Genomic DNA, 20,599 nt, shown 5'->3' with positions numbered 1-20,599 from the left:
AGCGCTATGGCACGCCCGCCTGACCGCAGGCGCAGCGGCGAACAGACATCCATCTTAAGCGTTGCTGTGTTTCCGCAGTTCAAGGCGGGCAATCTGATTGCGGTGGACTTCGTCCGGGCCGTCAGCCAGCCGAAGCAGACGCGCGGTGGCGTAGGCCGCGGCCAGGCCGAAGTCATTGCTGGTGCCACCACCGCCGTGCGCCTGAATGGCCCAATCGATGACCTGGCAGGCCATGTTCGGAACCGCCACCTTGATCATCGCGATTTCGGCCTTCGCCGCGCGGTTGCCGACGCTATCCATCATGTAGGCCGCATTCAGGGTCAAGAGCCGCGCCTGCTCGATCATGATGCGCGATTCCGCGATCCGCTCCTGGGTGACGGTTTGCTCTGAAACCGGCTTGCCGAAGGCAACGCGGCTGCGGGTACGAACGCACATCTTCTCCAGCGTGCGTTCGGCGAGCCCGATCAGCCGCATGCAATGATGGATGCGGCCGGGGCCGAGACGCCCCTGCGCGATTTCAAAGCCCCGCCCCTCGCCGAGCAGCATGTTCGCTGCGGGAACGCGCACGTTCTCGAACACGACTTCCGAGGCGCGGTCAGGCACCCCATAGAACCCGAACACAGGAAGCGGACGAAGAACCCGAATGCCGGGCGTATCCATCGGCACCAGAATCATCGACTGCTGGCGATGACGGTCCGGATTGTCGGGATCGGTTTTGCCCATGAAGATACATATCTTGCAGCGCGGGTCCGTAGCGTTGGTCGTGTACCATTTGCGGCCATTGATAACATAATGATCGCCGTCGCGGACGATCGAGCTTTCGATATTGGTTGCGTCACTCGAGGCAACGGCCGGCTCGGTCATCGCAAAGCAGGAGCGGATTTCGCCTTCGAGGAGTGGCTTGAGCCACCGCTCCTGATGCTCCCTGGTGCCATAGCGCGCCAACACTTCCATATTGCCGGTATCGGGCGCCGAGCAATTGAACAGCTCCGGCGCGAGATGCGACCGCCCCATGATTTCGCATATCGGCGCGTATTCCAGGTTGGTCAAACCGGCGCCGTGCTCGCTCTCCGGCAGGAAGAGATTCCAAAGTCCCTCCTCCCTGGCTTTGGGCTTCAGTTCCTCGACCACGGGAAAAACTTTCCAGGGACCCAGCTCTTCCGCCTCGCGGTAGTAGCGGTCCTCATTGGGATAGACATAGCGGTCCATGAAGGACTGAAGACGGTGTTTCAGTTCGACGACTTTCTGGCTCTCCTGATAGAGCATACCGATTTCCGTTCATGCTTGAGTGACCGCGGTAAACCCGCCAATCGCGTTTCGCCGCTATTTCTGTTTCATGCCGGGCAGCGTGCCCATCATCTTGCATAACACCGTCAGCATCACCTCGTCGGCGCCGCCACCGATCGAGGTCAGGCGGCTGTCGCGATAGGCCCGGCTGACCGGCGTCTCGTTCATAAAACCCATGCCGCCCCAGAATTGCAGGCAGGCATCCGTGAGTTCGCGCCCCAGCCGTCCCGCCTTCAGCTTAGCCATGGTGGCAAGCCGCGTCACGTCCTCGCCCGCGATCAACGCCTCGGCGGCGCGGTAAACCAGCGCGCGTAACAGTTCGACCTCGGTCTGCATCTCCGCCAGCTTGAAATGAACGGTCTGGTTGTCGAGGATCGACTTTCCGAACGCCTTGCGGTTGCGGGTGTATTCGATCGTCTCTGATATGATGAATTCATGCGCCTTGAGGCAGGCCGCCGCACCCCACAGCCGTTCCTCCTGGAACTGCACCATCTGGTAGGTAAAGCCGTTACCTTCCTCGCCGATCCGGTTGCGCTTGGGCACCCGGACGTTGTCGAAGAAGATCTGCGCGGTGTCGGACGAGCGCATGCCCATCTTGTCGAGCTTGCGCGCGACCTGCACGCCCTTGGTCTTCATGGGCACGCAGACCAGCGACTTGTTGCGATGGACCTGGCCGTCGCTGGTATTGGCGAGCAGGCAGATCCAGTCGGCCTGCACGCCGTTGGTGATCCACATCTTGCCGCCGTTGATGACGTAATCGTCGCCGTCGGAACGCGCACTCGTCTTGATCGAGGCAACGTCGGAACCGGCGCCCGGCTCCGAGACGCCGACGCAGGCCACCGCATCGCCGGCAATCGCGGGCGCGAGAAATTCACGGCGCACCTCATCAGAGCCGAATCGCGCCAGCGCCGGCGTTGCCATATCGGTCTGCACCCCGATCGCCATCGGCACGCCGCCACATTTGATGGCACCAAGCTCTTCCGCCATCATCAGCGCGTAGGAATAATCGAGTCCTTGACCGCCGTATTCGACCGGCTTGTTGAGGCCGAGAAAGCCGAGTTCGCCAAGCTTCTTGAACAATTCATGCGCCGGGAAGATGTCGTTCTTCTCCCATTCGTCGACAAACGGGTTGATCTCGGCGGCGATGAATTTTTGCAGGATACGGCGGGGTTCGTCGTGGTCGGCGGTGAAGAGCATTTTTCGCTTCCTGTCATTCCGGGGCGCTCGCAGCGCGAGCGAACCCGGAATCTCAATATTATTAACTCATTTCTGGATTCCGGGTTCGCGCTGACGCGCGCCCCGGAATGACGGTGCGCGGGGCCATCACAACCCCATCTGCCTTGAGGCGAGATCCTTCATGATCTCCTCGGTGCCGCCGCCGATGGCGTTGACCTTGACCTCGCGATAGATGCGCTCGACCTTGACGCCGCGCATGAAGCCGGCGCCGCCGAAAATCTGGACAGCCTCGGAGGCGCAGAACGCCATGGTTTGAGTGGCCTGGTTCTTCATCATGCAGATTTCGGCGACCGGGCTCTCGCCCTGTCCGAGCCGCCACGCCAGCATTTCCAGCATCGCCTGCGAGGCCGCGACCTTCTGCGCCATGTCGACGATCTTGTGACGGATCACCTGGTGCTGCGCAATCGGCTTACCGAAGGTCTTGCGCTCCTTGGCATACGCGATCGACTCCTCGACGCAGACTCGGGCATAGGCCGTGCAGCTCGCCGCCATCCCCATACGCTCGCTGTTGAAATTGTGCATGATGATCTTGAAGCCCTGACCTTCCTCGCCGATCAGGTTCTCGATGGGGACGCGGCACTCGTCGAAATGCAGCGTGGCGGTATCGGAGGCCCACCAACCCATCTTCTTCAGTTTCGTCCGCGACAGGCCCGGCGTATCGCCTTCGATCAACAGCAGGCTGACGCCGCCCGGTCCCTCGCCGCCGGTACGCACCGCGACCGTCAGATAGTCGGCCCGCATGCCCGACGTGATAAAGGTCTTCTCGCCGCTGACGACATAATGGTCGCCATCGCGCCGCGCCTTGGTGCGCAGATTGGCGACGTCGGAGCCGCCGCTGGGCTCGGTGATCGCGAGCGCCGAAATCTTCTCGCCCGACAGCACCTGCGGCAACACCCTGGCCTTGACCTCGGGCCGCGCGGCGCGCGCAATCGGCGGCGAGCCGATGGTGTGGCTCATCAGGCTGGAGCTGACCCCGCCCGCACCGGCGCGCGCCAGTTCCTGCGACGCCACGATTTTCATGAACTGGTCGGCGGCCACACCGCCATACTCTTCCGGAAAGCCGAGCCCGAGCAGCCCGATCTCGGACGCCTTGCGATAAAGCTCGCGCGGAAACTCGCCGGCTTCGTCCCATTCATGGGCATAGGGCTCGATCTCGCGCGCCACGAAGCGGCGCATCACGTCGCGGAACGCTTCGTGATCCGCCGTGTAGAACGGGCTTTGCACCCCTGTGCGCTCCAGCATGCTTTTTCTCCGCAAGGATTACGATGCCCCGATTTGGCCTGCGCAAACTTGCGTTGAGCGGCTGCGGCCTATTCGGCGATGCGGCCAGCCACACAACGCAAGACATTACACCGATATGCCGGCTTCATCAGATAAAACGAGATAAGATCGCCGGTATCGAGCGGCGCAAGACCGTTCTACCCTGGAGGAAGCATGCCCTCGGTTCGCTATTACGACTGGATCGCCCATTTCGGCCGCCGCACGCCGGACAAGATCGCGGCCATCGACCTCGCGAGTGACCGCCGCCTCTCCTACGCAGAGTTCGACGGCCGCATTTCGCGCTTTGCCACGCATCTGCGCGATACGCTCGGCATCAAGCGCGGCGACCGCGTGGCCGTGCTGGCACTGAACACGACAGATACGCTTGAAGTGCAGTTCGCCTGCGGCCGGTTAGGGGCCGTCTTCCTGCCGCTGAATACACGGCTTACGGTTCCCGAACTGCAGTTCATTGTCGGCGATGCCTCGCCGACGGTCATGATCCACGACACCGACCTCGCGGAAGTCGCGCTGACGGTCGCCAAACTCTGCAACGTTTCATCGGCGCTGCTGCTTGGTCGCGGCGGCTCCTATGAAGCGGCGATCGCGGCATCAAAACCGCTCGACCGGTTCGAATACGTCACGCACGACGACATCTCGACCATCATGTACACCTCGGGCACGACAGGCCTGCCCAAGGGCGCGATCATCACCCATGGCATGACGTTCTGGAATTGCGTCAATCTCGGCGGCCCTGCCTATGTCTCGCCGTCGACGGTTCTGCTCACGGTACTGCCGCTGTTCCATACCGGCGGGCTCAATTGCTACACCAACCCGGTGCTGCATGCCGGCGGCACCGTGCTGATCATGCGCGCGTTCGATCCAGGCCAGGCGCTGCAACTGATCAGCGATCCATCCTACGGCATTACGCAATTCTTCGGCGTACCGTCGATCTATCAATTCATGGCGCAGCATCCTTCGTTCGCGACGGCCGATTTCAGCCGTCTCGTGATCGGCGGCGTCGGTGGCGCGCCGATGCCGGTGCCGCTCCTGAAAGTATGGGAAGAGCGCGGCGTCGCCCTTCAGCAGGGCTATGGCATGACCGAGACGTCGCCGGCCGTGCTGGCGCTCGACCGCGAGGACGCCGCGCGCAAGGCCGGCTCGTCGGGCAAGCCGGTGCTGCATACGGAAGTGCGGATCGTCCGTCCCGACGGGACGGATGCCGATGTCGGCGAGCTTGGTGAGCTCTGGGTCAGGGGGCCGAACGTCACGCCCGGCTACTGGAACCGGCCGGACGCCAATCAATCATCCTTCACCGACGGCTGGCTGCATACCGGCGACGCCACGCGCGTCGACGAAGAAGGCTTCTACTACATCGTCGACCGCTGGAAGGACATGTACATTTCCGGCGGCGAAAACGTCTATCCAGCCGAAGTGGAGAGCGTGCTGCATCAGCTCACTGCCATCGCGGAGGCTGCCGTCATCGGCATTCCGAACGAGCAATGGGGCGAGGTCGGCATGGCGATCGTGGCCGTGAAGCCCGGCCATACGCTGACGCCTGCCGAAATTCACGCCCATTGCGCGGCCAATCTGGCGCGGTTCAAATGTCCCAGGCTGATCGAGTTCGTCGATGCCTTGCCCCGCAACGCGACGGGCAAGATTCACAAGCCGACGCTGCGACAGAAATTCAACGCGCCGAAGCCGACTGACAAAGCGGCCATTGCTTCATGATCGCGCGCCGGCATGCGACAAACGAAAAGCCCGCCAGTTCATCACCGGCGGGCTCTTGTCTCGGAGGCCAATTAGAGGATCCCAGTACATCCGTGGAAATCCCGAATCGGCAACCTTTTAATCGACGCGAAGGTTCTCGGCGCTGGTCTTGCCGCGCATCGGGTCCTTCTTCGCTTCGAACGAGATCTTCTGACCTTCATTGAGCGAGCTCAGACCTGCACGTTCGACGGCGCTGATGTGGACGAAAACGTCGGTGCTGCCATCATCGGGCTGAATGAAGCCAAAACCCTTGGTCGCGTTGAACCACTTAACTGTTCCGGTAGCCATGTAACTATCTCCAAGATGCGCGAAAGCGCTTTGCCCGCACGACCTCCGTGCAGGTTTGATCCGATTTCAACGATGTCTTGGGGATTGGAGCCGGTTCGGCGTAGTCAACAAGGCAGAGTGATAATTCGAATAGGGCTCATATAGTCTGTCTCGCCGGGAATGCAAGGCCGGTGGGCGCTACCCCGGCAAGAACAGCGCGAACGGTTCTTCCGTCGTCCGCCGCAGATGCTGGCGGTACAACACGTAGTTGGCATCGTCGGACGAAACCCTGCCAAAGGTCGGGTTCGCGACCATCTTGATCGGCAGATAGGCGATGGGCGCGGCGATCGGCGTCAACGATGAGCCGCGGCCGGCAAGCAGCGTGGTGATGATGCCGTACATCTCGCCCCGAAATCGCCAACCGCGCCACTGTGATCAGGCGATGCTGGCCGTGCCGGTTCGTGACGAGATAGATGTGGCCTGATTGATTCGGCACCGCCACTTCACCGAACTGGGTGAACGCCGCGTCCTGCCGCTCGCTCTCGTGAAACACCAGGGATGACGCCGCATCGTCCCATGAGATTTCGGTGCGGTAGGCAAAGATCGCGTCCTTGTCGCCGAACGAGGGACGCACCGTGACATAGGTCCCCTCGATCCATGCCACCGCGCGGCGCGAATAGGCACCCAAGCCATCGGGCGCAACCTCGCCGTTGACAGCAGGCAGGGGCGCTGGCGCCTCCAGCGTCTTGCGCAGGGAAACGCCGAGCGCCTGCTCGAGCCGGACGGTGGTGGCGAGGGTGAACGGGCGGCGGCCACCCAGCACTTTCTCCAGCGTCGATAGGCTGAGTTTTGCAAGTTCGGCCAGAGACTGCCGCGAGATGCGGCGGCGGGCGATCTCCTCACGAATCGTATCGGCAATCTGCCGGCTTTGTTCGGCGGAAAGCTGCTTGTCCGGCGCTGGCATCGTCACCTCTGTCCTTCTCCTGTCAGTTTAGCAGACGCACAATCCATCACAAACCCGCACAAAGCCGCCTCGGCCGCGGCGGGCCGCGCTGGCCGGCGGCCGAACAAGGCCGATCATTCCGCTCGCGCCAAATCGCTGAATTCCACACCCTCTCACGCGGCAAACCGCCGTTTGGGAGTGAGCGACATGACGACATGCGACGAAATTGAGGCTGACAAACGCAGCGAACAGCCCAGCCTGGTCAGGCTGGTGCTGTTCTTTGTGATGCAAGGCGTTGCCGTAATCCTGGTCGGGTTTGCGGCATTATTTTTGAGCTTTGAGCCGGTGTGGTCGGCAGAGCGCCTGCAATCCAATTTCCTCAAGCCGGGCGATGCGCGCGCCGGCTCGCTGCTCCTCAAGATCGACGAGGGATATGCCGATGCCTCACGGCTCGGCGTCGACGTCGATCTCACCGTATCCGGCCCCACCGTCCGCGCCCGCATCACCCAGATTTTCCGCAACCCTTCGAAAGACTGGGTCGAGGCGATCTATGTCTACCCGCTGCCGGCCGGCGGCGCGGTCGATTCGCTGAAGATGGTGATCGGCGATCGCGTCGTGGTCGGCGACATCAAGGAGCGGCAGCAGGCGAAGGCTATCTACGAGCAGGCGAAGCAGACGGGGCAGAAAGCGGCGCTGACCGAACAGGAGCGGCCGAACATCTTCACCAACTCCGTCGCCAATATCGGCCCCGGCGAAACCGTGATGGTGCAGATCGAGTATCAGGAGCCGGTCCAACAATCCGGCGGCGCGTTCTCGCTGCGGGTGCCGATGGTGGTGGCCCCGCGCTACAATCCCGCGCCCGTCGTGCAAAGCGTCGATTTCAAGCCGGACGGCGGCGGCTGGGGGGCGATCAAGTCCGATCCCGTTCCGGATCGCGACCGCATCTCGCCCGAAGTGCTCGACCCCGCGACCAATGCACCGGTCAACCCGACCCGCATCACCGTGCGGCTGCAGGCCGGCTTCCCGCTCGGCGAAATCAAGAGCCACCATCACGCGATCAAGACCGAGAAGCCGGACGCGAATACGAGCATTCTTCGATTGGCCGAAGGCCCGGTGCCGGCGGATCGCGATTTCGAACTGACCTGGAAGCCCGTGGCCGAGACGGCGCCCTCGGTCGGATTGTTCCGCGAGCGCGTCGGCGACAGCGACTATCTGCTCGCCTTCGTCACGCCGCCGTCGGTCGAGCAGGCGCAGCAGAAGCCGCTGCCGCGCGAGGTGATTTTCGTGATCGACAATTCCGGCTCTATGGGCGGGGTCTCGATCATCCAGGCCAAGGCGAGCCTCATCTACGCACTCGGCCGCCTGCAGCCGAACGACCGTTTCAATGTGATCCGCTTCGACCACACCATGGATCTGTTGTTTCCGTCAGCCGTGCCGGCCGACAGCGAGCATATCGGCCGGGCCACCTCATTCGTCGGCGCACTGCAAGCCAATGGCGGCACCGAAATGGTGCCCGCGATGCGTGCGGCGCTGTCCGACAAGGCTGGCGATACCAACTACGTCCGGCAGGTCGTGTTCCTCACCGACGGCGCCATCGGCAACGAGCAGCAATTGTTCGAAACCATCAGCGCGCTGCGCGGTCGCTCGCGTGTCTTCATGGTCGGCATCGGCTCGGCGCCGAACACCTATCTGATGACGCGCGCCGCCGAACTCGGCCGTGGCACCTTCACCCATATCGGTTCGGTCGAGCAGGTCGAGGAGCGTATGCGCGGGCTGTTCGCCAAGCTGGAGAATCCCGCGGTGACCAACCTGGTCGCAAATTTCTCCGAAGCCAGTGCCGACATGACGCCGGCCGCGATTCCGGACGTCTACCGCGACGAGCCGCTGGTGCTCGCGGCAAAACTTGACAAGCTCGCCGGCTCCATCGAGATCAAGGGGCGTATCGGCGACCGCCCCTGGATCGTCACCCTCCCGCTGGCAGATGCGGCTGAAGGCAAGGGGCTCTCGAAACTCTGGGCACGCCGCAAGATCGCGGACGCCGAAGTCACGCGCACCACGCGGCAGGCGACCCCGGAAGATGCGGATAAGGCAATTCTGGCGCTGGCGCTCGAGCATCAACTCGTCACGCGGCTGACCAGCCTGGTCGCAGTCGACAAGACGCCGAGCCGTCCGCAAGGGGAGCCGCTCAAGGTCTCGGAACTGCCGATCAACCTGCCGGCGGGTTGGGATTTTGAGAAGGTGTTCGGCGAGCGCCCACGCGTCCCCGCAACACCGATGGAACGGCGCGCGGACACGGAGGAGGCGCGGGTGCAGATCGCGGCGCTGAAGCGGGCCCAGCCTGTCGCCACCCAAGCGCCCAGCACGGTCGCGCTGCCGAGGACGGCGACCGACGCCGAACTGAAGATGATTGCGGGCGTGATCCTGCTCACGTTCAGCCTGATCGTCTTGGTGTTCAATCGACGTCAGATGTCACTTCGTTGACGTCGGCTGAAAGGTGGAGGGACCCCCGACCTCCTCTTTCCAGAGCGCGCGCGGCTTCCACCCGTCCCCCCAGAGCCGCGCGCGCCGCTTTTTTCCAACCACCGTCATTGCGAGGAGCGAAGCGACGAAGCAATCCATCTATTCCCGCGTGGAGAGGTGGATTGCTTCGCTTCGCTCGCAATGACGGGGAGAGTGTCCCGATGCCCCGCTTCATCCTCCCTCTCCTTCTCGCCCTCATCGGCCTGATCCTGTTCGGCCAAGGCGCCTACATCCACGCCAAGGCGCTTCTCGCACAGGTGCTGCTGGAGCGGGCCTTCGAGAAAACCATCGCAACCGGGCGCGAGACAAAGCCGTGGTCGTGGGCCGACACATGGCCGGTTGCCCGCATCGAGGTGAAGCGGCTCGGTGCCCGCGCCATCGTGCTAGCAGGCAGCAGCGGCCAGGCGCTCGCCTTCGGCCCGGGGCATGTCGAACAGACACCCGATGCCGGCGAACGCGGCGTCGCCGTCTATTCGGCGCATCGCGATACGCATTTCGCTTTCCTGAAAAACGTCGCCCTCGGCGACGAGATCGACGTTACAAGACGTGACGGCCGGACGTTCCGCTATCGGGTGGACGCCGCCTCGGTCGTGCGCTTCGATGCCTCCGGCATCGATCCGCTCGCGGGCGGGCATGAACTGGTGCTGTCCACCTGCTGGCCGTTCGACGCGCTGACACAGGGGCCGGAGCGCTATCTTGTGCACGCCACGATGATCGGCCCCGTATCAAATACGCACTGAATTCTGCGAGCCGGGAAATCTTGCGCGGCGCGAATAGCGCTCATCGCGGAACGCGTGTTGCCACCCTCGCCAAGGCTCAATAAAAAGGTCCTAATCAAAAGAAAATCATGGCGAGACGATCGTTCGCGATCGACACAGCCAGGAAACAACAGAGTTAGGGATATCTATGGACGCTCAGGCAAGCACCGCATCGCATCAAGCCGAAAAAATGGTCGCCCTCGCCTGACGCCAGCGACATCGTCAAGAGCATTCATGCGATGCTGCACCCGCGCAATATCGTGCTGGTCGGCGCTACCGACAAGCCCGGCAACTATGCCGAGCGCATCTGGAACAATCTGATCAAGTACGGCTACGAAGGCGGACTGTTTCCAGTCAATGCCAAGCGCGAAACGATCTGGGGTGTGCCCTGCTACAAGGATTTTGCGAGCCTCCCCGAAAATCCTGATCACGTGCTGGTGCTGGTGCCGGCACGTTTTGCGGTGCAGGTGATCCGCGATGCCGCGGCGGCCGGCGCGCGCTCTGCTACCATCGTCACCTCCGGCTTCAGCGAATTGCAGGACGAGGAGAGCCAGCGGCTGGCGGTCGAACTGAAGCAAGCCGTGAAGGAGACCGGTCTTGCGGTCACCGGGCCGAACTGCCTCGGCAATTTGAGCGCGGGCGAAAAGCTGTTCACCAATATCGACGATCGTATCGTCACGATGGAGGCTGGACCGGTGGCAATTGTTGGCCAATCCGGCGCGATCGTGATGGCGATCCGGCAGACGCTGGAAGATCGCGGCGTCGGCGTCGGCTACATGGTGACGACCGGCAATGAGACCGGGCTCGAGACGCCGGACCTGATGACCTATTTCGCAGCCGATCCCTCGATCCGCGTCATCGTCGTCTATCTCGAAGGCGTCCGGAACACAAAAGTGTTCCGCGAGGCCTGCAAGGCCGCGCGGGCTGCCGGCAAGCCGGTCATCGCGCTCAAGCTTGGCGCCTCCGAAGGCGGCCGCGCCGCCGCGATGGCGCATACCGGCGCGCTCGCGGGCTCGATCGAAACGTTCGATGCGATCTCGACGCGCGAAGGCGTGATCCGCGTGCGCGGATTGGACGAGCTGATCGAGACCACCGAATGTTTCGTCCATGCCGACCTGCCGAAGGGCAACCGGCTCGCCGCGGTATCGCTGTCTGGCGGCAAGCGCGGGCTGTTGATCGACGCGTTCTATTCGGCCGGCATGAACTTCGCGCCGCTCAGCCCGAATGCGACGGCACAATTGGCGCAGATGCTCGGGCCCGGCAGCATCGTCGGCAATCCGCTCGATGCCGGCTTTGCCGCCGTGGTCGACCCCTCCGTCTACATCAAGTCGATCAAGATCATGATCGACGATCCCGACACCGACATCGTCATCATCGACGCTGAGCTGCCGAAGGCGCCGCACGAATTGCGCGAGCGCAACCTGCGCCTCGTCAACGAGATGGCGGGAACCGCCAATAAGCCCGTGGTCTACATCAGCGCGATGTCGATCGGATTTACCGAATTCACCAAGGCCCTGCGCAAGTCGCTGCCGAACATCGCTGTGATGCAGGGCCTCGATCGCGCCGTCGGGGCAATCAAGTCGCTGATCGAATATGCGTCCTTGCGCAAGGAAGTGCCTGACATCGTATCGAGCTCGAAAGCTTCCGCGCGCGCAATGCTGGAGAGGACGCTCAAGGCCGCCAACGGTGCGCGCCGCGCTGGACGAGGTCGCGTCGAAGAAACTGCTAAAAGCCTACGGCATCCCGGTTTCGAAGGAAGAGATTGCGCAGACCGCGGCGGAAGCCGTCAAGATCGCCAAGAAGATCGGCTTCCCCGTCGTCGCAAAGGTGGTCAGCGCCGACATCCTGCACAAGTCGGACATCGGCGGCGTGGTGCTGAACCTCAACAGCGCCGCGGAGGTGAAGAAGGCGTTCAACGACATCACCACGCGGGTGAAGAAGATCAAGAGCAAGCCGAAGCTGGAGGGCATTCTGATCGCGCAGCAGGTCAAGGCCGATCTCGAACTCGTGGTCGGCGCCTCGCTCGACGCCGAGATGGGTCCCGTCGTGCTGTTCGGCACCGGCGGCGTTGATATCGAACTGATGAAGGATGTTGCGCTTGCCGGCGCGCCGCTGGACGAGGCCGAAGCAAAACAATTGATCGCCAAGACCAAGGCCGGCGTGAAGATGAAGGGCTATCGCGGCAAGCCGGCGCTGCACGAGCCTTCCGCCGTCAAGGCGCTGGTCGGTCTCTCCAACCTGATGGCGGATGCCGGCAACCGCATCGCGTCGATCGACGTCAATCCGTTTTTGATCAACAGCAAACTCGGCGTGGCCGTGGATGGCCTGATCGTGCTGAACAATGCCGCCGCGAACAAGGCGGCAGGGCAGTGAGTCACGGAAATCCGTAGGGTGGGCAAAGCGACTTGTCCGCCGTAGCTCGGCGAGCGAAGGCGGAAGCGTGCCCACCATCGGGAGCGGAGTGGTTGATGGTGGGCACGGCGCTAACGCGCCTTTGCCCACCCTACTGCACCGAGCAAGCTACAACCCCGCGCCCCATTTCTGCGCCGTCTCCACTATCCAGTCCCGATACAGCGTCAGCGGCGTGACGCCGGTCATGCCGCCGCAACCTGCACTGCCGTTCGGCCCGGTCGACCAGCTCACCACGCCGATAATGACGGGACCGCTTGGCTTGTCCTCAAATACAGGCGCGCCGGAATCTCCCGTGCAAGCGCCGAGCCCGTCACGCGTGCCCTGCCCCACCGGATCGACCAGCCTGATCTGCAACGTTCCCGGCCTGCCGGTCGCGACCAGGCTGGCGAGGCGGATGGTGCCGCCGCTCTTGCCGTCGCCGCGGACGGTTACGCCGATGCCCGCGATCGTAAAACGGCTGCCGACGTTGATCGGGATGTCAGGCAATCCGAGCACGGCCGGCGTCTTTCCCCTGGGCGGCGCCGCCAATTGCAGCAACGCGACATCCGCCGTCGCGCGATGTCCTGATATCGCCTGCATGTTGAAGCCAGGATGAATGGCGATGCTCTTCACGTCGTGCAGCGAGGGTTGCCTGTCTGCACCATATTCGACGATCTTGTATTCCGCGCCGGGCTGCACGCAGTGCGCCGCCGTCAACACCAGCCTTGGCGCAATCAAGGCCCCGGTGCAGAAATTACCGCGCGATCCGACGATGGTGATGATAGAGCGGGCCACACCTTCGGTGGATGGCGCACCACCGCCGACGATGGCATGGGCGGGAACGGAGAGCAGCAGCACCAGGCCGGCAATCATTCGAGGCAGGATCTTCATCGGCGCAGCAATAGCTTGTGCGGCGCGCATCGCCAAGCGCGGCGATCGGGCTGGTTCGAGCAGTCAATCCGTGTTAGCCGCTCCCCGGAGCGTTACTTCGGGCAGGATATTATGATCGAGGCAGTGATCTGGGATTTCGGCGGGGTGCTCACCACCTCGCCATTCGAGGCGTTCACGCGGTTCGAGACCGAGCGCGGGCTGCCGGCCGACATCATCCGGCGCACCAACGCCGCCAATCATTTGGAAAATGCCTGGGCGAAATTCGAGCGCGCCGAGGTCGACATCGAAGCCTTCGACGAATTGTTTGCGGCCGAATCGCTGGCGTTGGGCGCGGCGGTTCGCGGCAAGGACGTGCTGCCGCTATTGTCCGGCGATCTGCGGCCCGAAATGGTCGAGGCGCTGAAGCGCGTCAAGGCAAAGTTCAAGACCGGCTGCATCACCAACAACCTGCCCGCCAACGCGATCGGCAGCCACAGCGGCCGCACACTCTATGTCGCCGAAGTGATGGCGCTGTTCGACCATGTCATCGAGTCAGCAAAAATCGGCCTTCGGAAACCCGATCCGCGCATCTACCGGATGATGGTTGAGACGCTAAAGGTCGATCCCAAGAACTGCGTCTACCTCGACGACCTCGGCGTCAATCTGAAGCCGGCGCGCGAGATGGGCATGACCACAATCAAGGTGGTCAGTGCGGCGCAGGCGATCACCGAGCTTGAGGCGGCCACCGGGCTGGCATTGCGCTAGGCGGAAAATACCGGAACTTGCGCCCTCGTTATGTCCAAACGGCGCTTGTTCTTTGGCGGGAACGCAGGCAGAACATTCCGAAATCTACCGAATTCGGAGTTGAAACCCCGTGGCTGATATCAGGCCTTCGGCCTCGATCGAGGCAGTGGAAAGCGGTCTTGCGGCGCAAGGCTATATTGCGAGCCGCCAGATCGCGACCGCGGTCTATCTGTCGCAACAGATCGAAAAGCCCATTCTGGTCGAAGGCCCCGCGGGCGTCGGCAAGACTGAGCTGGCAAAAGCAATCGCCGCATGGCGCGGCATGAAGATGATCCGCCTGCAATGCTATGAGGGGCTCGACGAGGCGAAAGCGCTGTACGAGTGGAAATATGCCAAGCAGCTTCTGTACACGCAGATCCTGAAGGACAAGCTCGGCGAGGTGCTCGGCGGCGCGCCGACGCTGGAAGCGGCGCTGAACCAGCTTCATGATTTCGGCGACGTGTTCTTCTCCAAGGAATTCGTCGAACCGCGGCCGTTGTTACAGGCGCTGGAGCAGCCAGCGGGCTGCGTATTGCTGATCGACGAAATCGATAAATCCGACGCCGAATTCGAATCGCTGCTGCTGGAAATCCTCAGCGACTTCCAGGTCACGATTCCGGAACTCGGGACGGTGGTCGCGGTCGCGCCGCCGACCGTGATCCTGACCTCGAACAGCGAGCGCGACCTCGGCGACGCGCTGAAGCGGCGCTGTCTGCATCTGCATATCGGCTTCCCCGAACAAAAGCTGGAGGAGCGGATCGTCGAGAGCCGGGTGCCCGGCATTTCGCAGACGCTGCGCAGGCAGATGGTCGGTTTCATCCACGAGGTCCGCACGCTCGACCTGAAGAAACTGCCGTCGGTGAGCGAGACCATCGACTGGGCGCGGGTGCTGGTGCTGCTGCAGGCGCCCGAGCTCGGCCACGAGATGGTCAAGGATACGCTCAACGTTCTCCTGAAATACGAGGCGGATATCGAGGCCACCATGCCGCAGGTCTCCACCTTCATCGCCAAGGCCTCGCGTCAAAACGTCTTCGGGTGAGGCGCGAATGCGCGAGAACCTGCATCGCTTCTTTCGTGCGGCGCGGGGCGCAGGCGTCAGGCTCTCGCCGGCGGAAAGCATCGACGCGATGCGGGCCGTCTCCAAGGTCGGCTTTACCGACCGTGCCATCCTGCGCGATACTTTTCTGCTGACACTCGCCAAGACTCAGGATGAGAAGAAGGCGCTCGGAGATTGCTTTGACCTGTTCTTCGATCAGCCCGAGCCGCAATCGCCGCCCGAAGATAGCAAGCCGGACGAGCAGAATGCGGACGGATCCAACGCGGCATCCGATTCACCGAGCGAGACAAGCGGCGGGGACGAGCAAGCCGAAGGGCTTGGCGAACTCGCGCAAATGCTGCTGGCGCAGGATCGCAACCAGATTTCGGCTGCGATTGCCAATGCGGCAAGCGCGGCCTCGCTGTCCGACATCCGCTACTTCACGCAGCGCGGCATCTTCTCCGGCCGCATCCTCGACCAGATGGGCATCCAGCGCCTGCGCGACGATCTCGATAACCTCGCCGCCATCAACCCGGCGCTGGCAGAGCGGTTGACCAACGCGCTGGACGGGCTGCGCGGCACGGTGCGCGACACCGTCTCGCAGGCCCTGATGCTGTACGGCCGCGAAGAGGCGGAGAACCTGCGCAACGAGATCCTGCGCAACGCGCCATTGTCGCGGATCGAGCCGCGGCAGGTCGAACAGATGCGACATCTGATCCGCCAGATCGCGCGCCGCCTGCGCGAGCGCTATTCCAAGCCGCGCAAGCGCCAGCGCCGCGGCCATCTCGACGTCCGTCGCACCATCCGCCGCAACGCCGCATGGGGCGGCGTGCCGTTCCTCACCGCGTGGAAGCGGCGTCATCGCGACAAGCCGAAGATCGTGGCGTTGTGCGACGTCTCTGGCTCAGTGGCGCGGGTTTCGGATTTCTTCCTGCTGTTGATCCATAGCCTGCACGAGGTCGTGGACGACGTCCGCTCGTTTGCATTTTCAGGACACCTCATCGAGGTCAGCGACATCCTGGAATCCAAATCGCCGGAAGAGGCAATGGCCGAGATCATGTCCAAGGTAGGTTTCGGCTCCTCCGACTACGGCAGTTCGCTTGCTGACTTTGAGGATGAGTGGATGAGCGCGATCACGCCGCAAACCACGGTGATCGTGCTCGGCGATGCCCGCAGCAACAACCTCGATCCGCGCGCGGATATCCTTCGTCGAATTGCTGAACGGTCGAAACGGCTGGTCTGGCTCAATCCCGAGGGACGCATGGCCTGGGGCTGGGGCGATTCCGAAATGCCGCGCTATTCGACCTTCTGCACCGTCGTCCGCCAATGCGCGACCGCCAAGCAGCTCGAACGCGCGGTGTCTGACATCGTGGCGAGCTATCAGTAGCCCCCTTCACGCATCGATCGCTTCCTTGATGCGCTTGCGCGTGAGCGGCAAATTCCGCAGTCGCTTTCCCGTAGCATTGGCGATGGCGTTGGCAATCGAGGCCGCTGCCGGTCCCTGCCCGGTTTCGCCGCTGCCGAGGAACGGCTGCCCCGGCCGATCGATGATGTGAACATCGATGCTTTCGGGCACCGAATTGAAACGCAGGATCGGATAGGTCTGCCAGTCGATGCTGGTGATCCTGGTGTCGTCAAACGTTACGCTCTCATACAGCGTCCAGCTCATGGACTGCACGATTGCGCCTTCGATCTGGTTGATCAACCCGTCCGGATTGACCACCTGGCCGCTATCGACCGCCGCCGCCGCGCGAACCAGACGCGGGCGACCGGTTTCGCGGTTCACCTCCACTTCCGAAGCGACGGCGCAATAGGCCGCCAGATTCTTGTAACGCGCAAAGGCAAAGCCGTAACCGCGATCCGGCGGCGGCTTCTGATCAGGTTTCCATCCGAAGGCTTGCGCCGCCCTTTCGATCACGTCGCGGCCGCGCTGATCGTCGAGATGTTTCAATCTGAACTCGACCGGATCGGCGCCGGCGAGAATGGCGAGCTCATCGATAAAGCTCTCGATCGAGAACACATTGTGGTAGGCGCCGAGCGCCCGCATCGCTGAAATCCGCAGCGGCATCGCGGAAATGAAGTGATGCACCACGCGTGCATTGGGGAAATTGTAGAACGGGATCGCGTTGCGGTCACCGCCGCCTTCCGGCAGCGGCAACGGCCTGGGAGCCGGCACGGCAAACGGTTGCGCCATGTGCTGCGCCGCCAGCATCGACCCGGCGCCGCCCGGCCGCATCGAATGCGTATTGCTCCAGACATCGAAATTCCAGTCGGCAATCCTGCCATTGCCGTCGAGTGAGGCCTTGAGCTTCGTCACCATCGCCGGGCCGAACGGCTCCCAGGCATGTTCCTGTTCGCGCATCCAGTGCACGCGAACAGGTCGGCCGGGTAGTGCACGGGCGATCAGCGCGGCGTCGGCGGCGGCATCATCAGCACCGTTATGGCCATAGCAACCAGAGCCTTCGACATGGATCAGGTGAACGCTGGCCGGCGGCATACGCAGCATTTCGGCGATACCCTGACGGTCGGGATAGACGCCCTGCGTATGCGTCCACACCGTCATCGCGCCATCGACGAATTGTGCCACCGCGCAGGACGGCCCGATCGATCCGTGCGCCTGATAGGGCCGCGTGTAGGTCGCCTCGATGGTCCTGTGGGCCGTGACGGCGGGATTGCTGCGCTCGAAGATCGTCGTGTTCTGCGAGGGCAGGCTGGTCAACACGTTAAGCAGATCATCCTGCTTCGGCAGGCGTGCGGTTTCCTTCCACTTCGCGGCAGCGGCAAGCGCGTTCATCGCCTTGATCGACTGGAATTCCTTTTCCGCAACCACGGCCAGGAAATTGCCGTCACGCACGATCTTGACGACGCCGGGCAGTTTCTCGACGGCGGCGGTATCGCATTCGGTCAGTTGCGCGCGATAGCTCGGCGGCCGCACGACGCGGGCATGCAGCATCCCGGGCAGCCGCATGTCTTGAACATAGGCCTCCGCACCGGTCACTTTGGCAGGGATATCGACGCGCGGCACAGGCCGGCCGATCACCTTGAATGTCGCCGGGTCCTTCAGTCTGGACGTTGGCTGCGCCTGAACATGCAACATCTCGCCTACGACGAGTTCACCATACGACAGGCGCTTGCCATCCGGCGCGATCACCGCGCCGTCTGCCGTCCGCAGGCTCTCGGCCGACAGATCAAGCCGCCGCGCCGCTTCCTCGATCAGCAGCGCGCGGACCTGTGCCGCCGCGTTCTGGATCGCGGTGCCGCTGTCTTTCATGGAGTTGCTGCCGGCTGTATAGCCTTCGTTCGCGGTCAGGTGCGTGTCCGCCGTCGTCACCTTCAGAGAATCAAAGGCAACATCGAGCTCCTCGGCCGCGATCTGCTGGAACGCCGTCTTGAAGCCCTGGCCGAGCTCGGCCTTGCCGGTGAACACCTCGACGCCATTGGCATCGATGCGGATCCATGCGTCGAGATAGGGCGCGGTTTTCAGGCTGCCGGGCGGGGTCGGCGCGGCAGCCGCGGGCGCCTCTTGTTGCTGCGCCAAAGCACTGCCGAGCGAGAAGCTGACGATCAGCGCGCCGCCGCCTGCCAGCACGCGACGGCGATCGATAATCAGGGGGGCGTTCATCGGGCGCTCCCGTTGGCTGTCGGCGACGCTTCCGCCGTGTCCATCAGTCGCGCCGCCCGATGTATCGCACGCAGAATCCGCATATGGGTGCCGCAGCGGCACAGATGCGGTTCGAGCTCGGCGCGAATCTGCTCGTCGGTCGGCTTCGAATTCTTCTGCAGCAAGGCCTGCGCCCGCATCATCATTCCCGGGATGCAATAGCCGCATTGCGCCGCCTGCTCTTCCATGAACGCGCGCTGGATCGGCGCGGGCTCGGCGATCGTGCCGAGCCCCTCCAGCGTCGTTACCTGCTTGCCTTCGAGCAGCACCATCGGCACGACGCAGGACAGCACCGCCTTGCCGTCCACGATTACCGTGCACGAGCCGCATTGTCCCAACCCGCAGCCGTACTTGGCGGCATTGAGCTTGAGGTCGTCACGCAGCACGTAGAGCAGCGGCGTATCCGCCTCCGCATCGACCTGATGCTCGCGGCCGTTGACCTTCAATGTCATCATGGCTTTTCTCGCTGCTGAGGGTCGGCAGGCGCGTTGCGCGGCGCGGGCGACGTCTGGAGAAATACGGTCTGCGTGCGGCGCGCGTCCGCGATGGTTTTCTTGAGGTCGATCCATGCCGGCCGGTCGCTGAACCGCGCCCGCAAATAGTTCAGCAAGGCCGAAGCCTGATCATCGTTCATGCTGGCGGCAAAGCCCGGCATGATCGGGCTGCGCTCGCCTTCCACCGCGTCTATGCCTGACAGCACGATGTTGGCGAGATTGCGCGGATCGGGGCTTGCGATCGCGGTGCTGAGGCCGAGATCGACTCCGCCATAAGGAAGCGGCCTGCCACCCTCGTGGCATGACGCGCAGGCGGCAGTATAGATCGACGCGCCAACGGGGTTTGTCTGCGAAGCCGCCCTGGCGCGCGCCAACGCATCCTCACTCGGTCCGGCGCGGCCAGGCGTCGGTGTACCGGATACGCCGGCCATATAGGCCGCGATGGCGCGGACGTCGCTTGCCGGCACCGAGGACAGGTTGCTGACCACCTTCGCCATCGGCCCGCGCGCGGTGCCGTGATCGGGATGCCAGCCTTCGCGCAAATAGGTGAACAATGCATCGGCGGTCCAGGGCACGGGTGAGCGGGACTGGTCGTTGATCGCATAGGCGTGCCAATCGTCGACATCGCCGCCGGCAAACCGTGCGTTGACGCGCTCCGCGCCCAACGCATTTCGCGGCGTATGGCAGGCGCCGCAATGGGCGAGCCCTTCGACCAGATAGGCGCCGCGGTTCCACTCGGCGCTCTGCTTGGGATCGGGCCGATAGGTGTCGTGGCGGAGGAAAAGCAATTTCCATCCGGCGATGGCGAGCCGCTGGTCGAACGGGAAAGCAAGCTGGTTCTCGCGTGCCGCTGCGCGAACCGGCTGCCGCGTCATCAGGAAAGCATAGAGCGCCCGGTCGTCCTCATCGCTGACGTTGGTGAAGTGGTCGTATGGAAACGTCGGATAAAGGTGCTGGCCTTCACGGTTGACGCCGGACCGCATCGCGCGGCGGAATGCTGCTTCCGACCATCGGCCGATTCCCGTCTCCGGATCCGGCGTGATGTTGGTGGAAAAAATTGTGCCGAACGGGGTCGGCACCGGCAGACCGCCTGCAAAGTTCTTAGCCCCGCGCGGCGTATGGCAATCGCTGCAATTGCCGATCGCCGCCAGGTCGCGGCCTCGCTTGACGAGGGCGGCATCGAAGGATTGCGGGTCGGGAGGATCGATTGCCGCGATTGCCGGGCGCCACGCAATGGCAAAGGCTGCGACCGCGGCAGCGATCAGCACGACGGCAACGATGCCCGCGATGATCCGCGTCGATGCCCGCATGCTCTCGCCTCGGGTT

Annotated in this window: 14 protein-coding genes and 2 pseudogenes; 7 read left to right on the top strand and 9 right to left on the bottom strand. The window is 63.2% G+C overall.

What is annotated here, in order from left to right; translation table 11 throughout:
• Positions 1-54 precede the first annotated feature (54 nt).
• The 3 genes from V1292_RS10015 to V1292_RS10005 all read right to left on the bottom strand — a co-directional run bounded on the left by V1292_RS10015 (position 55) and on the right by V1292_RS10005 (position 3,765).
• Positions 55-1,266: an acyl-CoA dehydrogenase family protein gene (locus V1292_RS10015; protein WP_334372186.1), complete on the bottom strand. Its 1,212-nt coding sequence runs from the start codon at positions 1,264-1,266 to the stop codon at positions 55-57.
• Positions 1,267-1,323: 57 nt separating this feature from the next.
• Positions 1,324-2,484, bottom strand: coding sequence for an acyl-CoA dehydrogenase family protein (locus V1292_RS10010; RefSeq protein ID WP_334372184.1), 1,161 nt, complete (start codon positions 2,482-2,484; stop codon positions 1,324-1,326).
• 126 nt (positions 2,485-2,610) lie between these two features.
• Positions 2,611-3,765, bottom strand: coding sequence for an acyl-CoA dehydrogenase family protein (locus V1292_RS10005; RefSeq protein WP_334372183.1), 1,155 nt, complete (start codon positions 3,763-3,765; stop codon positions 2,611-2,613).
• Positions 3,766-3,957: 192 nt separating this feature from the next.
• On the opposite strand from V1292_RS10005, the gene V1292_RS10000 reads away from it, so the two are divergent.
• The gene (locus tag V1292_RS10000; RefSeq protein ID WP_334372182.1) at positions 3,958-5,511 is read left to right on the top strand and encodes an acyl-CoA synthetase; all 1,554 of its coding nucleotides are present in this window, start codon (positions 3,958-3,960) and stop codon (positions 5,509-5,511) included.
• A gap of 117 nt (positions 5,512-5,628) precedes the next feature.
• On the opposite strand, the gene V1292_RS09995 is transcribed toward V1292_RS10000, so the two are convergent.
• A complete protein-coding gene (locus V1292_RS09995; RefSeq protein WP_057841312.1) occupies positions 5,629-5,838 on the bottom strand; it encodes a cold-shock protein in 210 nt (69 codons plus the stop codon).
• A gap of 177 nt (positions 5,839-6,015) precedes the next feature.
• Positions 6,016-6,781: pseudogene (locus V1292_RS09990) on the bottom strand (helix-turn-helix domain-containing protein).
• A gap of 186 nt (positions 6,782-6,967) precedes the next feature.
• Here V1292_RS09990 and V1292_RS09985 point away from each other — a divergent pair.
• The 3 genes and pseudogenes from V1292_RS09985 (at position 6,968) to V1292_RS09975 (ending at position 12,411) form a co-directional block, all read left to right on the top strand.
• Positions 6,968-9,241 (top strand): marine proteobacterial sortase target protein, encoded by a 2,274-nt coding sequence (locus V1292_RS09985; RefSeq protein WP_334372181.1) that lies wholly within the window; start codon positions 6,968-6,970, stop codon positions 9,239-9,241.
• Positions 9,242-9,441: 200 nt separating this feature from the next.
• Positions 9,442-10,020 carry a class GN sortase gene (locus V1292_RS09980; RefSeq protein ID WP_334372179.1) on the top strand — a complete coding sequence of 193 codons (579 nt, stop codon included), beginning with the start codon at positions 9,442-9,444 and terminating at the stop codon, positions 10,018-10,020.
• A gap of 166 nt (positions 10,021-10,186) precedes the next feature.
• Positions 10,187-12,411: pseudogene (locus tag V1292_RS09975) on the top strand (acetate--CoA ligase family protein).
• A gap of 147 nt (positions 12,412-12,558) precedes the next feature.
• Here V1292_RS09975 and V1292_RS09970 read toward each other — a convergent pair.
• Positions 12,559-13,320 carry a S1 family peptidase gene (locus V1292_RS09970; protein ID WP_334372178.1) on the bottom strand — a complete coding sequence of 254 codons (762 nt, stop codon included), beginning with the start codon at positions 13,318-13,320 and terminating at the stop codon, positions 12,559-12,561.
• A gap of 111 nt (positions 13,321-13,431) precedes the next feature.
• On the opposite strand from V1292_RS09970, the gene V1292_RS09965 reads away from it, so the two are divergent.
• The 3 genes from V1292_RS09965 to V1292_RS09955 all read left to right on the top strand — a co-directional run bounded on the left by V1292_RS09965 (position 13,432) and on the right by V1292_RS09955 (position 16,505).
• The gene (locus tag V1292_RS09965; protein WP_334372177.1) at positions 13,432-14,064 is read left to right on the top strand and encodes an HAD-IA family hydrolase; all 633 of its coding nucleotides are present in this window, start codon (positions 13,432-13,434) and stop codon (positions 14,062-14,064) included.
• A gap of 109 nt (positions 14,065-14,173) precedes the next feature.
• Entirely contained in the window at positions 14,174-15,121 is a 948-nt protein-coding gene (locus V1292_RS09960; protein ID WP_334372175.1) for an AAA family ATPase, read from the top strand.
• A 7-nt stretch (positions 15,122-15,128) separates the two neighbouring features.
• The gene (locus V1292_RS09955) at positions 15,129-16,505 is read left to right on the top strand and encodes a vWA domain-containing protein (RefSeq protein ID WP_334372173.1); all 1,377 of its coding nucleotides are present in this window, start codon (positions 15,129-15,131) and stop codon (positions 16,503-16,505) included.
• 6 nt (positions 16,506-16,511) lie between these two features.
• Here the strand turns inward: V1292_RS09955 and V1292_RS09950 are convergent, their stop codons facing one another.
• Genes V1292_RS09950 through V1292_RS09940 form a run of 3 tightly spaced genes read right to left on the bottom strand, consistent with a single transcriptional unit; the run spans position 16,512 to position 20,583 of the window.
• Positions 16,512-18,740, bottom strand: a complete 2,229-nt coding sequence (locus V1292_RS09950) for a xanthine dehydrogenase family protein molybdopterin-binding subunit (protein ID WP_334372171.1) — start codon at positions 18,738-18,740, stop codon at positions 16,512-16,514.
• Positions 18,737-19,234: a (2Fe-2S)-binding protein gene (locus V1292_RS09945; protein WP_334372169.1), complete on the bottom strand. Its 498-nt coding sequence runs from the start codon at positions 19,232-19,234 to the stop codon at positions 18,737-18,739. The genes V1292_RS09950 and V1292_RS09945 overlap by 4 nt, the downstream gene beginning before the upstream one ends.
• Positions 19,231-20,583: a cytochrome c gene (locus V1292_RS09940; RefSeq protein ID WP_334372167.1), complete on the bottom strand. Its 1,353-nt coding sequence runs from the start codon at positions 20,581-20,583 to the stop codon at positions 19,231-19,233. Before V1292_RS09940 ends, V1292_RS09945 begins: the two co-directional genes overlap by 4 nt.
• Positions 20,584-20,599 lie beyond the last annotated feature (16 nt).

It is taken from the genome of Bradyrhizobium sp. AZCC 1719 (genome assembly GCF_036924525.1).
Lineage (GTDB): Bacteria > Pseudomonadota > Alphaproteobacteria > Rhizobiales > Xanthobacteraceae > Bradyrhizobium.
Note: the sequence above shows the minus strand (reverse complement) of the source record. Positions and strands in the feature narration are given on the sequence as shown.

What these genes read in the sequence shown, in the direction of transcription:
- V1292_RS10015 (WP_334372186.1), bottom strand. Translation starts at nt 1,266, where the DNA reads ATGCTCTATCAGGAGAGCCAGAAAGTCGTCGAACTGAAACACCGTCTT.
- V1292_RS10010 (WP_334372184.1), bottom strand. Translation starts at nt 2,484, where the DNA reads ATGCTCTTCACCGCCGACCACGACGAACCCCGCCGTATCCTGCAAAAA.
- V1292_RS10005 (WP_334372183.1), bottom strand. Translation starts at nt 3,765, where the DNA reads ATGCTGGAGCGCACAGGGGTGCAAAGCCCGTTCTACACGGCGGATCAC.
- V1292_RS10000 (WP_334372182.1), top strand. Translation starts at nt 3,958, where the DNA reads ATGCCCTCGGTTCGCTATTACGACTGGATCGCCCATTTCGGCCGCCGC.
- V1292_RS09995 (WP_057841312.1), bottom strand. Translation starts at nt 5,838, where the DNA reads ATGGCTACCGGAACAGTTAAGTGGTTCAACGCGACCAAGGGTTTTGGC.
- V1292_RS09985 (WP_334372181.1), top strand. Translation starts at nt 6,968, where the DNA reads ATGACGACATGCGACGAAATTGAGGCTGACAAACGCAGCGAACAGCCC.
- V1292_RS09980 (WP_334372179.1), top strand. Translation starts at nt 9,442, where the DNA reads ATGCCCCGCTTCATCCTCCCTCTCCTTCTCGCCCTCATCGGCCTGATC.
- V1292_RS09970 (WP_334372178.1), bottom strand. Translation starts at nt 13,320, where the DNA reads ATGAAGATCCTGCCTCGAATGATTGCCGGCCTGGTGCTGCTGCTCTCC.
- V1292_RS09965 (WP_334372177.1), top strand. Translation starts at nt 13,432, where the DNA reads ATGATCGAGGCAGTGATCTGGGATTTCGGCGGGGTGCTCACCACCTCG.
- V1292_RS09955 (WP_334372173.1), top strand. Translation starts at nt 15,129, where the DNA reads ATGCGCGAGAACCTGCATCGCTTCTTTCGTGCGGCGCGGGGCGCAGGC.
- V1292_RS09950 (WP_334372171.1), bottom strand. Translation starts at nt 18,740, where the DNA reads ATGAACGCCCCCCTGATTATCGATCGCCGTCGCGTGCTGGCAGGCGGC.
- V1292_RS09945 (WP_334372169.1), bottom strand. Translation starts at nt 19,234, where the DNA reads ATGATGACATTGAAGGTCAACGGCCGCGAGCATCAGGTCGATGCGGAG.
- V1292_RS09940 (WP_334372167.1), bottom strand. Translation starts at nt 20,583, where the DNA reads ATGCGGGCATCGACGCGGATCATCGCGGGCATCGTTGCCGTCGTGCTG.